At 62.1% G+C, this 15,268-nt stretch carries 12 protein-coding genes; 11 read left to right on the forward strand and 1 reads right to left on the reverse strand.

Features of this window, described 5'->3' with window-relative positions; genetic code table 11:
- Positions 1-90: 90 nt before the first annotated feature.
- The 8 genes from AC30D9_RS25245 (at position 91) to AC30D9_RS25280 (ending at position 10,324) form a co-directional block, all read left to right on the forward strand.
- Positions 91-996: a LysR family transcriptional regulator gene (locus AC30D9_RS25245; RefSeq protein WP_490145091.1), complete on the forward strand. Its 906-nt coding sequence runs from the start codon at positions 91-93 to the stop codon at positions 994-996.
- 218 nt (positions 997-1,214) lie between these two features.
- Positions 1,215-2,723 carry a sigma-54-dependent transcriptional regulator gene (locus AC30D9_RS25250; RefSeq protein WP_134925551.1) on the forward strand — a complete coding sequence of 503 codons (1,509 nt, stop codon included), beginning with the start codon at positions 1,215-1,217 and terminating at the stop codon, positions 2,721-2,723.
- 427 nt (positions 2,724-3,150) lie between these two features.
- The gene (gene gcvH / locus AC30D9_RS25255) at positions 3,151-3,534 is read left to right on the forward strand and encodes a glycine cleavage system protein GcvH (RefSeq protein ID WP_134925552.1); all 384 of its coding nucleotides are present in this window, start codon (positions 3,151-3,153) and stop codon (positions 3,532-3,534) included.
- Positions 3,535-3,544: 10 nt separating this feature from the next.
- A complete protein-coding gene (gene gcvP, locus AC30D9_RS25260) occupies positions 3,545-6,394 on the forward strand; it encodes an aminomethyl-transferring glycine dehydrogenase (RefSeq protein ID WP_490145092.1) in 2,850 nt (949 codons plus the stop codon).
- Positions 6,395-6,593: 199 nt separating this feature from the next.
- Complete coding sequence (locus tag AC30D9_RS25265) at positions 6,594-7,970, forward strand: L-serine ammonia-lyase (RefSeq protein WP_134925554.1); 1,377 nt, start codon at positions 6,594-6,596, stop codon at positions 7,968-7,970.
- Positions 7,971-8,010: 40 nt separating this feature from the next.
- Entirely contained in the window at positions 8,011-9,135 is a 1,125-nt protein-coding gene (gcvT, locus tag AC30D9_RS25270) for a glycine cleavage system aminomethyltransferase GcvT (protein WP_490145093.1), read from the forward strand.
- A gap of 393 nt (positions 9,136-9,528) precedes the next feature.
- Positions 9,529-9,741 (forward strand): cold-shock protein, encoded by a 213-nt coding sequence (locus tag AC30D9_RS25275; protein WP_011335634.1) that lies wholly within the window; start codon positions 9,529-9,531, stop codon positions 9,739-9,741.
- Between the two features lie 94 nt (positions 9,742-9,835).
- A complete protein-coding gene (locus tag AC30D9_RS25280; RefSeq protein WP_109753820.1) occupies positions 9,836-10,324 on the forward strand; it encodes an RDD family protein in 489 nt (162 codons plus the stop codon).
- A gap of 185 nt (positions 10,325-10,509) precedes the next feature.
- Here the strand turns inward: AC30D9_RS25280 and nadA are convergent, their stop codons facing one another.
- A complete protein-coding gene (gene nadA, locus AC30D9_RS25285) occupies positions 10,510-11,568 on the reverse strand; it encodes a quinolinate synthase NadA (RefSeq protein ID WP_490145094.1) in 1,059 nt (352 codons plus the stop codon).
- A 496-nt stretch (positions 11,569-12,064) separates the two neighbouring features.
- Between nadA and AC30D9_RS25290 the strand changes: the two genes are divergently transcribed.
- From AC30D9_RS25290 to copC, 3 genes are read left to right on the forward strand one after another with little or no spacing between them, the layout of a single operon-like run.
- The gene (locus AC30D9_RS25290; protein ID WP_490145095.1) at positions 12,065-13,915 is read left to right on the forward strand and encodes a copper resistance system multicopper oxidase; all 1,851 of its coding nucleotides are present in this window, start codon (positions 12,065-12,067) and stop codon (positions 13,913-13,915) included.
- Positions 13,916-13,958: 43 nt separating this feature from the next.
- Complete coding sequence (locus AC30D9_RS25295; RefSeq protein WP_490145110.1) at positions 13,959-14,828, forward strand: copper resistance protein B; 870 nt, start codon at positions 13,959-13,961, stop codon at positions 14,826-14,828.
- 51 nt (positions 14,829-14,879) lie between these two features.
- Positions 14,880-15,266, forward strand: a complete 387-nt coding sequence (copC, locus tag AC30D9_RS25300) for a copper homeostasis periplasmic binding protein CopC (protein WP_134925559.1) — start codon at positions 14,880-14,882, stop codon at positions 15,264-15,266.
- Positions 15,267-15,268: the final 2 nt, after the last annotated feature.

Consider the following 15,268-nt stretch of genomic DNA (forward strand, 5'->3'; position numbering starts at 1 on the left):
CCGGAAGGGAATGAGACGGAGCTTAGTGATCCGGTTCATTTCAAAAAATGCGATGATCCAACATAGTTTGTTTCTGAAATCGGGCAAATCATGGATCGTCTACAAGCAATGCGGGTGTTCGTCACGGTAGTGGACCTGGGCAGCCAGTCGGCGGCCGCTGACCACTTGGAGCTGTCGAGGCCCGTGGTATCGCGGTACCTGGCGGAGCTGGAAGACTGGGTCGGCGCCCGGCTGATGCACCGCACCACCCGCAAGCTGAGCCTGACCGCCGCCGGCCTGGAAACCCTGCCACGTTGTCGACAGATGCTGGAGCTTTCCGGCGACATGCAAGCGGCGGTCAGCACCCCGGACGACGCGCCACGGGGCATGCTGCGCATCAGCGCCAGCACCTCGTTCGGCCAGGCTCAATTGGCGAGTGCCATGGCCGAGTTCGTCATGCGCTACCCAGGGGTAAGCGTCGACCTGCAGATGCTCGACCGCACCGTGAACCTGGTGGACGAGCGCATCGACCTGGCGATCCGCATGAGCAATGACCTGGACCCGAACCTGATCGCCCGCCGCCTCACGGTCTGTCGTTCGGTGATCTGTGCCTCGCCCGGTTACCTGCGCGACCACCCGGCACCGCAGCGGGTCGAGGAGTTGAGCCAGCACAACTGCCTGACTCATTCCTACGTTGGCAAGAGCCTGTGGCATTTCGAGCAGGACGGCGAGCAGGTCTCGGTCCCGGTGCAGGGCAACATCAGCGTCAACGAAGCCAGCACACTGCTGCGGGCCACCATGGCCGGCGCCGGCGTGGCGATGCTGCCCAGCTATCAGGCCGGCGCCCATATCAAGAACGGCGAACTGATCCGCCTGCTGGCCCACGCCGAACCCCGTCGGATGAACATGTACGCGGTGTATGCGTCACGCAAGCACATGCCGTCGGCGCTGCGTAGCCTGCTGGATTTTTTGGTGCTCAAGTTTCCCGAGACGCCGGAGTGGGATGTGGGGTTGTAACCGATATTTGCCACAATGCCCCCCTGTGGGAGCGAGCCTGCTCGCGATAGCGGTGTCTCAATCAATAAAAGGGTGACTGATCCTCCGCTATCGCGAGCAGGCTCGCTCCCACATTAGGGAATCTGTGTATGGCCTCAAGCTTTGCGCCAGGATTTCACCAATAGCCCGCCCCAAGGCATACTTGCCACCCTCCGCAGTCCAGAATCCAAAACCGCCCCATGCGTATCCACGTCAGTTTCATCGACCGCGTCGGCATCACCCAGGAAGTCCTGGCCCTGCTCGGTGGGCGCAATCTCAATCTGGATGCGGTGGAGATGGTGCCGCCCAACGTCTACATCGACGCCCCGACCCTCAGCCCGCAAGTGCTCGACGAGTTGCGCGAAGCACTGTTCAGCGTGCGCGGCGTGCAGGCGGTCACGGTGGTGGACATCCTGCCCGGCCAGCGTCGGCACCTGCAACTCGATGCCTTGCTCGCCGCCATGACCGACCCGGTGCTGGCCCTGGACAGCGCTGGCAACATTTTGCTGGCCAACCCGGCGCTGATTGCCCTGTACGGGCGCGAACCGGCCGGGGAAAGCGTCGCCGAGCTGTTCGGGGACGAGGCCCTGTTGGGTGCTCTACTGGAGAATGGTTTCCGCCTGCCACTGCGGGAAATCACCCTCAACGGCCAGACCTTTCTGCTCGATGCTACGCCCATTACCGACGCTGGCGCTTTGCTGACGCTTTATCAGCCCAACCGCATCGGCGAACGCCTGTCGGCGCTGCACCACGACCACGCCGAGGGCTTCGACGCGCTGTTGGGCGAATCTCCGGCGATCCGCACCCTCAAGACCCGGGCCCAGCGGGTCGCGGCCCTGGATGCACCGCTGCTGATCCAGGGCGAAACCGGTACTGGCAAGGAACTGGTGGCCCGGGCTTGCCACGCCATCAGCGCCCGTCACAGCGCGCCGTTCCTGGCCCTCAACTGCGCGGCGTTGCCGGAGAACCTGGCCGAAAGTGAACTGTTCGGCTACGCCCCCGGCGCCTTCACCGGCGCGCAACGGGGCGGCAAGCCAGGGCTGATGGAGCTGGCGAACCAGGGCACGGTGTTTCTCGATGAAATCGGCGAGATGTCGCCGTACCTGCAAGCCAAGCTGCTGCGCTTCCTGAACGATGGCAGCTTCCGTCGGGTGGGCGGCGACCGGGAGATCAAGGTCAACGTGCGCATCCTCAGCGCCACCCACCGCAACCTGGAGAAAATGGTCAGCGAAGGCTCGTTTCGCGAGGACTTGTTCTATCGCCTGAACGTGCTCAATGTCGAAGTCCCGCCGCTGCGTGAACGCGGCCAGGACATCCTGCTGCTGGCGCGTTACTTCATGCAACAGGCCTGCGCGCAGATCCAGCGCCCGGTCTGCCGCCTGGCCCCTGGCACTTATCCGGCGCTGTTGGGCAACCGCTGGCCGGGTAACGTGCGGCAATTGCAGAACGTGATCTTCCGCGCCGCCGCCATCTGCGAAAGCAGCCTGGTGGATATCGGCGACCTGGACATTGCCGGCACCTCCGTGGCGCGCCAGGGCGATGTGGAAGTCGAAAGCCTGGAACAGGCCGTGGAAAGCTTCGAGAAGCACCTGCTCGAAAGCCTCTACGTCAACTACCCCTCCACCCGCCAACTCGCCAGCCGCCTGCAAACCTCCCACACTGCGATTGCCCATCGGCTGCGCAAGTACGGCATTCCCAACAAGCCATAGCCTTACTCGGGCGAATGTGGGAGCGGGCTTGCTCGCGAAGGCGGTGGGTCAGTCGATATCCCATTAACTGACCCACCGCCTTCGCGAGCAAACCCGCTCCCACAGGAAATCTGTGGTGAACTTGAAACCGAGCCAAAACCGACCTCCATCTGTACTGAAAGCGCTACAGTGGAACGATATCGCTACAGTCGTCGCTAAACAGCGCAAACTAAGGCTTTGATCACACAACGATTTTTTCCAGGGGCCTGCCTGTAGCGATTTCGCTACAGACGAGTCAAGCCACGGCCCGAAAAAATAATTCAAGCTGTTGATATATAAGAACTTATTGATATTGGCCGCATTCTTGCTATGGGTATTGCCATTCGGCCGGGCCAAGCCCCGTGCCATTCTTCGCGTCCACCAGACGAATCTGGCCCCAGGAGTTTCCATGAGCGAGTTGCGTTTCACTGAAGATCACGAATGGCTGCGCACCGAAGCCGACGGCAGCGTTACAGTCGGAATTACCGCGTTTGCGCAGAACGCCTTGGGCGATGTGGTCTATGTTCAGTTACCGGAACTGCAAAGCTACGACAAGGGCGCCGAAGCCTCCACCGTGGAGTCGGTGAAAGCCGCCAGCGGCGTCTACATGCCATTGGACGGTGAAGTGCTCGAAGTGAACCCGGCCCTGGAAAGCAATCCGGAACTGGTCAACGAAGATCCGCTGGGCGAAGGCTGGTTTTTCCGCTTCAAGCCCACCGACGCCGCCCAAGTTGGCCAACTGCTGGACCAGGACGCCTACGACCGTCTGATCAAAGCCAACGCCGAAGCCTGAGGAGCGCAACATGACCGTTAATCTCGGCACCGCCAACGAATTCATCGCCCGCCACATCGGCCCGCGCGCCAGCGACGAGCAAGCCATGCTCGAGCGCCTGGGCTACGACTCCCTGGAAGCGTTGAGCGCCAGCGTCATCCCGGAAAGCATCAAGGGCACCAGCGTGCTGGACATGGGCGACGGCCAGAGCGAAGCCGACGCACTGGCCTCGATCAAAGCCATTGCCGCCAAGAACCAGCTGTTCAAGACCTACATCGGCCAGGGCTACTACAACTGCCACACCCCGGCGCCGATCCTGCGCAACCTGCTGGAAAACCCGGCCTGGTACACCGCCTACACCCCGTACCAGCCAGAAATCTCCCAGGGCCGTCTCGAAGCGCTGTTGAACTTCCAGACCCTGATCAGCGACCTCACCGGCCTGCCGATCGCCAACGCCTCCTTGCTCGACGAAGCCACCGCCGCTGCCGAAGCCATGACTTTCTGCAAGCGCCTGAGCAAGAACAAGGGCAGCAACGCCTTCTTCGCTTCCGTACACAGCCATCCACAAACCCTCGACGTGCTGCGCACCCGTGCCGAGCCCCTGGGCATCGACGTGGTGGTCGGCGATGAGCGCGAACTGAGCGATGTCAGCGGTTTCTTCGGCGCGCTGCTGCAATATCCAGCCAGTAACGGCGACCTGTTCGACTACCGCGAGCTGACCGAACGCTTCCATGCCGCCAACGCTCTGGTGGCCGTGGCCGCTGACCTGCTGGCCCTGACCCTGTTGACCCCACCGGGTGAGTTCGGCGCCGACGTGGCCATCGGCAGCGCCCAGCGCTTCGGCGTACCACTGGGCTTCGGTGGCCCGCACGCGGCGTATTTCTCCACCAAGGACGCCTTCAAGCGCGACATGCCGGGCCGTCTTGTCGGTGTTTCCGTGGACCGTTTCGGCAAGCCGGCCCTGCGCCTGGCGATGCAGACCCGCGAGCAACACATCCGCCGCGAGAAAGCCACGAGCAACATCTGCACCGCCCAGGTGCTGCTGGCCAACATCGCCAGCATGTACGCCGTGTACCACGGGCCCAAGGGCCTGGTGCAAATTGCCAACCGCATCCATCACCTGACCGCGATCCTCGCCAAGGGCCTGGGCGCGCTGGGGCTGAGCGTCGAGCAAGAAAGCTTCTTCGACACCCTGACCTTGCGCACTGGCGCGCAAACCGCCGCCCTGCACGACAAGGCGCGCGCCCAGCGCATCAACCTGCGCGTGGTGGACGCTGAACGCCTGGGCCTGTCCCTGGACGAAACCACCAGCCAAGCTGACATCGAAGCGCTGTGGAGCTTGTTGGCCGACGGCAAGGCCCTGCCAGACTTCGCCGCCCTGGCCGCCACCGTGCAAAGCCGTATCCCGGCCGAGCTGGTGCGCCAGTCGGCGATCCTCAGCCACCCGGTGTTCAACCGCTACCACTCCGAAACCGAGCTGATGCGCTACCTGCGCAAGCTCGCCGACAAGGACCTGGCCCTGGATCGCACCATGATCCCGCTGGGTTCCTGCACCATGAAACTCAACGCCGCCAGCGAAATGATCCCGGTGACCTGGGCCGAGTTCGGTGCCCTGCACCCGTTCGCTCCAGCCGAGCAAAGCACCGGCTACCAGCAACTGACCGACGAACTGGAAGCCATGCTCTGTGCCGCCACCGGCTATGACGCGGTGTCGCTGCAACCCAACGCTGGTTCCCAGGGTGAATACGCCGGTTTGCTGGCGATCCGCGCCTACCACCAGAGCCGTGGCGAAGAGCGCCGCGACATCTGCCTGATCCCGTCCTCGGCCCACGGCACCAACCCGGCCACCGCGAACATGGCCGGCATGCGCGTGGTCGTGACCGCCTGCGATGCCCGCGGCAACGTCGACATCGAAGACCTGCGGGCCAAGGCCATCGAGCACCGCGAACACCTCGCCGCGCTGATGATCACCTACCCGTCCACCCACGGTGTGTTCGAAGAAGGCATCCGCGAAATCTGCGGCATCATCCATGACAACGGCGGCCAGGTGTACATCGACGGTGCCAACATGAACGCCATGGTCGGCCTCTGCGCCCCGGGCAAGTTCGGCGGCGACGTGTCGCACCTGAACCTGCACAAGACCTTCTGCATCCCCCACGGCGGTGGCGGCCCGGGCGTTGGCCCGATTGGCGTCAAGTCGCACCTGGCACCGTTCCTGCCGGGCCATGCCAACATGGAACGCAAGAAAGGCGCGGTGTGCGCGGCGCCGTTTGGCAGCGCCAGCATCCTGCCAATCACCTGGATGTACATTCGCATGATGGGGGGCGCGGGTCTCAAGCGTGCCTCGCAACTGGCGATCCTCAACGCCAATTACATCGCCCGGCGCCTGGAAGAGCATTACCCGGTGCTCTACTCCGGCAGCAACGGCCTGGTGGCCCACGAGTGCATCCTCGATTTGCGTCCGCTCAAGGACAGCAGCGGCATCAGCGTCGATGACGTGGCCAAGCGCCTGATCGACTTCGGTTTCCACGCTCCGACCATGTCGTTCCCGGTGGCCGGCACGCTGATGATCGAACCGACCGAAAGCGAATCCAAGGAAGAACTGGACCGCTTCTGCGAGGCCATGATCTGTATCCGCGAAGAAATCCGCGCGGTGGAAAACGGCAGCCTGGACAAAGACGACAACCCGCTGAAAAACGCCCCGCACACCGCGGCGGAAATCGTCGGCGAGTGGACCCACCCTTACACCCGCGAACAGGCGGTGTACCCGGTGGCGTCGTTGATCGATGGCAAATACTGGCCGCCGGTGGGCCGGGTCGACAACGTGTTCGGCGACCGCAACCTGGTCTGCGCCTGCCCGTCGATCGAAAGCTACGCTTGATCTGTGAGGGGGCGGGCTTGCCCGCCCTCTCAACAACACCGCATATCCCCTTGTGGGAGCGGGCTTGCTCGCGAAGGCGGTGTGTCAGCCAAGTAAATATCGACTGGCACACCGCCTTCGCGAGCAAGCCCGCTCCCACATTGGATCTACGCCAAACTCATATTCGTCGATCCTCATAAAAAGAAACCGGAGAAACACCATGTCGTTAAGCGTGTTCGACCTGTTCAAGATCGGCATCGGCCCTTCCAGCTCCCATACGGTCGGCCCGATGCGTGCCGCCGCCCGTTTCGCCGAAGGGTTGCGTCGTGATGACCTGCTCAATGTCACCGCCAGCGTCAAAGTCGAGCTCTACGGCTCGCTCGGCGCCACCGGCAAGGGGCACGGCAGTGACAAGGCCGTGCTGCTGGGCCTGGAAGGTGAACACCCCGATACCGTGGACACCGAGACCGTCGACAGTCGCCTGCAAGCGATCCGCGGCAGCGGTCGGCTGAACCTGCTCGGCGAGCACTCCATCGAATTCAATGAAAAACTGCACCTGGCGATGATCCGCAAGCCGCTGGCCTTTCACCCCAATGGCATGATCTTCCGCGCCTTCGATGCCGCGGGCCTGCAAGTGCGCAGCCGCGAGTACTATTCGGTGGGGGGCGGTTTTGTCGTCGACGAAGGCGCGGCCGGCGCCGACCGTATCGTCGAAGACGCCACGCCGCTGACCTTCCCGTTCAAGAGCGCCAAGGACCTGCTGGGCCATTGCACCACCTATGGCCTGTCCATCAGCCAGGTGATGCTGACCAACGAAAGCGCCTGGCGCCCCGAAGCCGAGACCCGTGCTGGCCTGCTGAAGATCTGGCAGGTCATGCAAGATTGCGTGGCGGCGGGCTGTCGCAACGAAGGGATTTTGCCGGGCGGGCTGAAGGTCAAGCGCCGGGCCGCAGCGCTGCATCGCCAATTGTGCAAGAACCCCGAAGCCGCCCTGCGCGATCCTTTGTCAGTGCTGGACTGGGTCAACCTGTATGCCTTGGCGGTCAACGAAGAAAACGCCTATGGCGGGCGCGTCGTCACCGCCCCTACCAACGGGGCGGCGGGGATCATCCCGGCCGTGCTGCATTACTACATGCGCTTTATCCCTGGAGCCAACGAAGACGGCGTGGTTCGCTTCCTGCTGACCGCCGCCGCCATCGGCATCCTGTACAAGGAAAACGCCTCCATCTCCGGCGCCGAAGTCGGCTGCCAGGGTGAAGTCGGCGTGGCCTGCTCCATGGCCGCCGGCGCTCTGTGCGAAGTGCTCGGCGGCAGTGTGCAGCAAGTGGAAAACGCCGCCGAGATCGGCATGGAACACAACCTTGGCCTGACCTGCGACCCCATCGGCGGCCTGGTGCAGGTGCCGTGCATCGAACGCAACGCCATGGGCTCGGTGAAAGCCATCAACGCGGTGCGCATGGCCATGCGCGGCGATGGGCATCACTTCGTCTCCCTCGACAAGGTCATCCGCACCATGCGCCAGACCGGCGCCGACATGAAAAGCAAATACAAGGAGACCGCCCGCGGCGGTCTGGCGGTCAACATCATCGAATGCTGACGCGCACTCGCCTGCCCTCAACATTTTTCCAGGAGCTGATATGTCCACCGAACAACTGCTGAAGACCCCGCTGCACGCGCTGCACCTCGAACTCGGCGCCCGCATGGTGCCGTTCGCCGGCTACGACATGCCGGTGCAGTACCCACTGGGCGTGATGAAGGAACACCAGCACACTCGCGATCAGGCCGGGCTGTTCGACGTGTCCCACATGGGCCAGATCCGCCTCATGGGCGCAGGTGCCGCCAAGGCCCTGGAAACCCTGGTGCCGGTGGACATCATCGACCTGCCGGTGGGCATGCAGCGCTACGCCATGTTCACCAACGACAACGGCGGCATCCTCGACGACTTGATGGTCGCCAACCTGGGCAACGACGAACTGTTCCTGGTGGTCAACGCCGCCTGCAAGGACCAGGACCTGGCCCACCTGCGGGCCCACATTGGTGCGCAGTGCAACATCGAGCCGCTGTTCGAAGCCCGGGCCCTGCTCGCCCTGCAAGGCCCGGCAGCCGTCACCGTGCTCGCCCGCCTGGCACCTGAGGTGGCGAAAATGACCTTCATGCAGTTCCAGCGCATCACAGTGTTGGGCGTGGATTGCTTCGTCAGTCGTTCGGGCTACACCGGTGAAGACGGTTTCGAAATCTCGGTACCCGCCACCGACGCGGAAAAACTCGCCCGCGCCCTGCTGGCCGAACCGGAAGTCGCGGCCATCGGCCTCGGCGCCCGCGACTCCCTGCGCCTGGAAGCCGGCCTGTGCCTTTACGGCCATGACATGAACACCGAGACGACGCCGGTCGAAGCCAGCCTGCTGTGGGCTATCTCCAAAGTTCGCCGCGCCGATGGCGCCCGGGCCGGTGGTTTCCCCGGGGCTGAAACCGTGTTCGCCCAACAACAGGGCGGCGTGAAGCGCAAACGCGTTGGCCTGCTGCCCCAGGAACGCACACCCGTGCGCGAAGGTGCAGAGATCGTCAACGAGGCGGGCGAGATTATCGGTACGGTGTGCAGCGGCGGTTTCGGCCCTACCCTCGGCGGGCCGTTGGCGATGGGTTACCTGGACAGCGCCTATGTCGCACTGGATACGCCAGTCTGGGCTATCGTACGTGGGAAAAAAGTGCCTTTGCTTGTAAGCAAAATGCCATTTGTTCCACAACGCTACTACCGCGGTTGATTGACTGTTTCTATAAGTAACGCGATTGCTTTATACGTGCACTAATGTGTAACGCAACCGCCATAAAAAGGTGCATATTTTAGACACTCAATGGCGCTTATAACGGTCGCAAACATTTGAACTAGCCTATCGAATAAGCTCCCCCCGACGGGTACGTAAATGCCTGCAAGCTGAGCAAATACGGGCTTCCCCGGGGGGTTGTTTTTTCATTCGTAGTTGGCGTAGAGTTTGGTCACTGTGTTTGCATGGGTCGCTTGGAATCGTGACCTGGGCAGTAGCTTATGAAGTTCGCTACATCCCGTTCGACGTCTCTTACTTTCCTGCAACCCAGCCCCAGTACTCTTTCATGTGAAAGAGGCTGTCATCAATTTTAGCGTCAAAGGAAATAAGAAAATGTCTCAACGTCAGAGCGGTACCGTCAAGTGGTTCAACGACGAGAAGGGTTTTGGTTTTATCACGCCTGAAAGCGGTCCGGATCTGTTCGTGCATTTCCGCGCCATCCAGGGCAACGGCTTCAAAAGCCTGAAAGAAGGCCAGAAGGTCACTTTCGTTGCCGTCCAAGGCCAGAAAGGCATGCAGGCTGACGAAGTTATCGCCGAAGCCTGAAGCTTTCCCACATAAAAAAGCCCCTGATTGATATCAGGGGCTTTTTTATGGGCGTAAATCCGTAAAATGGCTTCTTTTTTCGTCCGAGGCCGTCATGCCGAAACACCTGCTCACCCCCCAGGGCGACTTTCCTCCCGCCGGCCTGGGTCGTCGCCTGGCGGCGATGTTTTATGACTTTTTGCTGTGCACGGCGCTGCTGATCGTCACCAGCGGCGCCTACAAGATGATTCAGATGGCGATTATCGGCGAAGAAAAAATGCGCGCTCTGACCGAAGCCGGGGCGCTGGACGGTGACCCGCTGCTGTCCACTGTACTGCTGTTCGTGCTGTTCGGTTTTTTCGCCAAGTTCTGGACCCACAACGGCCAGACCCTGGGCATGCAGGTGTGGTGCATCCGTGTACAGAACGCCGATGGTACAGCCATCAGCCTGTGGCAGGCGCTGTTGCGGTTCGTGGTGTCGATTGCGTCATTGCTGCTGGTGGGGCTGGGCTTCATCTGGGCGCTGTTCGACAAGCGCAAGCGCAGCTGGCATGACATCTACTCGGAAACGCAGTTGGTGCGGATTCCCAAGAAGACCAAGTAAAAACACCGCATCAGCGGGTTGAAATACATTGTGGCGAGGGGATTTATCCCCGTTGGGTCGCGAAGCGGCCCCATTGTTCATCTTGACACTCCGTGGTGTCAGGTTTTAGGGCTGCTTCGCAGCCCAGCGGGGATAAATCCCCTCGCCACAAAAAGGCCTCGCAAGGCTCAAAGTTTTCTTCAGCCTCAAGCATTCCCCGCCAGCTTCATCCGCGCCGCCTGGGTGAAGTCCAGCATGCGCTTGAGCGGGCGAATCGCCTGGGGAATCAACGCCGGGTCGACGAATATCTCATTGGCGCCTTCCTGCAGGCTCTTGAGCGTGCGCTCCAGGGTGTTCATCGCCATCCATGGGCAGTGCGCGCAACTGCGGCACGCCGCGCCGTTGCCAGCGGTAGGAGCCTCGATGAAGACCTTGTCCGGGCACAGCTGCTGCATCTTGTAGAAGATGCCCCGGTCGGTGGCGACGATCAGCGTCTTGTTCGGCAGGGTCTGGGCCGCGGCGATCAACTGGCTGGTGGAGCCCACGGCATCGGCCAGTTCAATCACTGACGTCGGCGACTCCGGGTGCACCAGGATCGCGGCGTCCGGATACAGCGCCTTCATGTCTTCCAACTGCTTGGACTTGAACTCTTCGTGGACGATACAGGCACCGTCCCAGAGCAGCATGTCAGCGCCGGTCTTGCGCTGGATGTAAGTACCCAGGTGCTTGTCCGGGCCCCAGATGATGGTCTCGCCGTTGTCCATCAGGCTCTCGACGATTTCCAGCGCACAACTGGAGGTCACCACCCAGTCGGCCCGGGCCTTGACCGCCGCCGAGGTGTTGGCATACACCACCACGGTGCGCTCCGGATGCTGGTCGCAGAACGCCGAGAACTCGTCCACCGGGCAGCCCAGGTCCAGGGAGCAGGTGGCTTCCAGGGTCGGCATCAGCACACGTTTTTCGGGGTTGAGGATCTTGGCGGTCTCGCCCATGAACTTGACCCCGGCCACCACCACGGTCTTGGCCGGGTGGGTATTGCCGAAGCGGGCCATTTCCAGGGAGTCGGACACACAACCACCGGTCTCTTCGGCCAGGGCCTGGATGACCGGGTCGCAATAGAAGTGCGCGACCAGCACTGCGTCCTGAGCCTTGAGCTCGGCAGCGATGGCGGCGCGGTACCAGGCCTCTTGCTCGGCGCTCAGCGGCTTGGGCTGCTTGGCGTCGAGATGGGCCTGGACCAGAAGGCGTTCGGAAATTTGCGTCATGTTCGCAAGACCTGCAAGCGCGTTTAGCGCGAAAGTCGAGTATACACCCGGCTCCGGACCACTCGGGTACCGCCGGGAAAGTGGGTATCAATCAGGCACGGGACAGCGTGAAGCCGGCAAGGCTACAGAATATCCCGCCGTTGCAAAAGATCATTCTGACCTGCGTCCTGGCAGACGCATCAAGGCTATAAGGTCGAACACAAAATCTGTGGCGAGGGGATTTATCCTCGCTGGGTCGCGAAGCGGTCCTAAACCCTGGCACCGCGGTGTATCAGGCGGATCGCATTCACCTTCTTGGGGCTACTGCGCAGCCCAGCGGGGATAAATCCCCTCGCCACAAGATTAGTGTTCGCAGGCATTAGTTGCGCTGACCGCTCTTGCGGCAAGCTGACTGAAATGTAATCACCTGCCGCGCTGGCTTATGTCATCTTCTTTTCAAACCTGCACAGGGAACTGTTCCTGTGCTCGCTGCGAATCGACTGACGGACTTCCATCGATGCAAACAAAAACTTCCCGGCGAACCTTCGTCAAAGGCCTGACCGCCGGCGGCATCCTGGGTGGCCTGGGGTTATGGCGCGCGCCCGTCTGGGCAGTCACCAGCCCCGGCCAGCCCAACGTGCTGACAGGCACCGAATTCGACCTGTTCATCGGCGAAAGCCCGGTCAATTTCACCGGTAGCCCACGCATCGCCCAGACCATCAACGGCGGCATCCCCGGCCCCCTGCTGCGCTGGCGTGAAGGCGATACCGTGACCCTGCGGGTGCGCAACCGCTTGAAGGACACCACCTCTATCCACTGGCACGGTATTTTGCTGCCGGCCAACATGGATGGCGTTCCGGGCCTGAGCTTCAAAGGCATCGAACCCGACGGCATGTACGTGTATCAGTTCAAGGTCCGACAGAACGGCACCTACTGGTACCACAGCCATTCCGGTTTCCAGGAACAGTCCGGGGTCTATGGCCCGCTGGTGATTGACGCCAGGGAACCCGAGCCTTTCCAGTACGAACGCGATTACGTCGTGATGCTCACCGACTGGACCGATGAAGAGCCCGGCGACATCCTTCGCAAGCTCAAGAAACAGTCGGACTACTACAACTACAACAAGCGCACCGTCGGCGACTTCATAGACGATGTGGGCAAGAACGGCTGGGCCAAAACCGTGGCCGATCGCAAGATGTGGGCCGAGATGAAGATGAATCCCACTGACCTGGCCGACGTCAGCGGCGCCACCTACACCTACCTCATGAACGGCCAGGCGCCGGACATGAACTGGACCGGCCTGTTCAAGCCTGGCGAACGTCTTCGCCTGCGCTTTATCAACGGCTCGTCCATGAGCTATTTCGATGTGCGCATTCCCGGCTTGAAGATGACGGTAGTGGCGTCTGACGGCCAATACGTCAAACCGGTGAGCGTCGATGAGTTCCGGATCGCCGTGGCCGAGACCTATGACGTCATCATCGAACCGACCCAAGAGGCCTACACCCTGTTCGCCCAGTCCATGGACCGCACCGGGTACGCCCGCGGCACCCTCGCGGCCAGGGCCGGGCTATCAGCGCCAGTGCCGCCACTGGACCCGCGGCCATTGGTGACCATGGACGACATGGGCATGGGTGGCATGGACCACGGCAGCATGGGGCAAATGAGTGGCATGGACCACGGCTCGATGCAGGGCATGACGGGGATGGATGACAGCCCGATGCAAGGCATGGATCACACCCAGATGCAGGGTATGGATCATAGCCAGATGCAGAGTATGGGTGACATGGACGGTATGGATCACGGTGCCATGCAGGGCATGGGCGGCATGGGCGGTATGGGCGGCATGCTCTCGCACCCCGACACCGAGAAAGACAACCCCCTGGTGGACATGCAGGCCATGAGCGTCAAGCCCAAGCTCGACGACCCGGGCATGGGGCTGCGCAACAACGGCCGCAAAGTGCTGACCTACTCAGACCTGCGCAGCACCTTCCCTGACCCCGACGGCCGCGAGCCTGGCCGCACGATCGAACTGCACCTGACCGGGCACATGGAGAAATTCGTCTGGTCGTTCAACGGCGTGAAGTTTGCCGACGCCGCACCGCTGCTGCTCAAGTACGGCGAACGTCTGCGCATCGTGTTGATCAACGACACCATGATGACCCACCCCATCCACCTGCACGGCATGTGGAGCGACCTGGAGGATGAGAACGGCCAGTTCATGGTGCGCAAGCACACCATCGACGTGCCGCCGGGCTCCAGGCGCAGCTACCGGGTCACCGCCGATGCCCTCGGGCGCTGGGCGTATCACTGCCATCTGCTGTTTCACATGGAGATGGGGATGTTCCGTGAAGTTCGGGTGCAGGAATGAGGAAGCGACCATGACCATGATTGTGAAGTACCCCGTCCTGCCCATGGCCGTCCTTGCCCTCGGCACCAGCATCTCGGCCTGGGCCGCGAGCAATGACATGCCTGGCATGGATCACAGCCAGATGCCGGGGATGGACCATAGCCAGATGCAAGGCATGGACTCGATGCAGGGCATGGAGCCCATGCAATCGGCCCCTGCCACCAGTCGCACGCCAATCCCGGAACTGACCGCCGCCGACCGCGCCGCCGTCTACGAGGATCACGGCGGACACGCAGTACATGACAGCGCCATCAACTCGTTCTTCCTGATCGACCAACTGGAGTGGCAGGACGCCGACGATGGCAGCGCCCTGAGCTGGGATGCCTCGGGCTGGATCGGCGGTGACATCGACCGTCTGTGGCTGCGTTCCGAAGGCGAACGCCTCAACGGCAAGACTGAAGAAGCCGAGCTCCAGGCCTTGTGGGGCCACGCCATCAGTCCCTGGTGGGACGTGGTGGCCGGCGTGCGCCAGGACTTCAAGCCAGGCGATCCGCAAACCTGGGCCGCCCTGGGCGTGCAAGGCATGGCGCTGTACAACTTCGAAGCCGAGGCCACCGCGTTCATCGGTGAAGGCGGCCAGAGCGCGGCTCGCCTGAAAGGCGACTACGACATCTTGCTGACCAATCGGTTGATCCTTCAGCCCACCGCCGAGGTCAACTTCTATGGCAAGAACGATCCTGCCCGAGGCATCGGCTCAGGGTTGTCAGACAGCGAACTCGGCGTGCGGCTGCGTTATGAAATACGCCGCGAATTCGCGCCCTACATTGGCGTCACCTGGAACCGCGCCTACGGCAACACCGCCGATTACGCCCGGGAAGAAGGCGAAGACCGCAGCGAGGCACGCCTGGTACTGGGCCTGCGCATGTGGTTCTGACCCGCTGACCTGTTTCACTAAAACTAAAAACCGAGCTGTAGGAGTCCTTGCATGTCACTCATCAAAAACGCTGTCGTTGCCGTCGCCTTGTCCACTGGCCTGTTGCTCAGTGGCCTGGCCCAGGCCCATCCGAAACTGCTGTCCTCCACCCCCGCCGAAGGCGCCGATGGGGCGGCGCCGGCCAAAATAGAACTGCACTTCTCCGAGAACCTGATGACCAAACTCTCCGGTGCCAAGCTGATGATGACCGAGATGCCCGGCATGGCGGCCCATTCGCCGATGCCCATGCCAGCCAAGGTCTCCGGCAGCGATGACCCGAAAACCATGGTCATTACCCCGAATACGCCTCTCACCGCTGGCACCTATCAGGTCCAGTGGCGCGCGGTATCGTCCGACACTCACCCGATCACCGGCAACGTCACGTTCAAGGTGAAGTGAGT

Source organism: Pseudomonas sp. DF11, assembly GCF_058148565.1.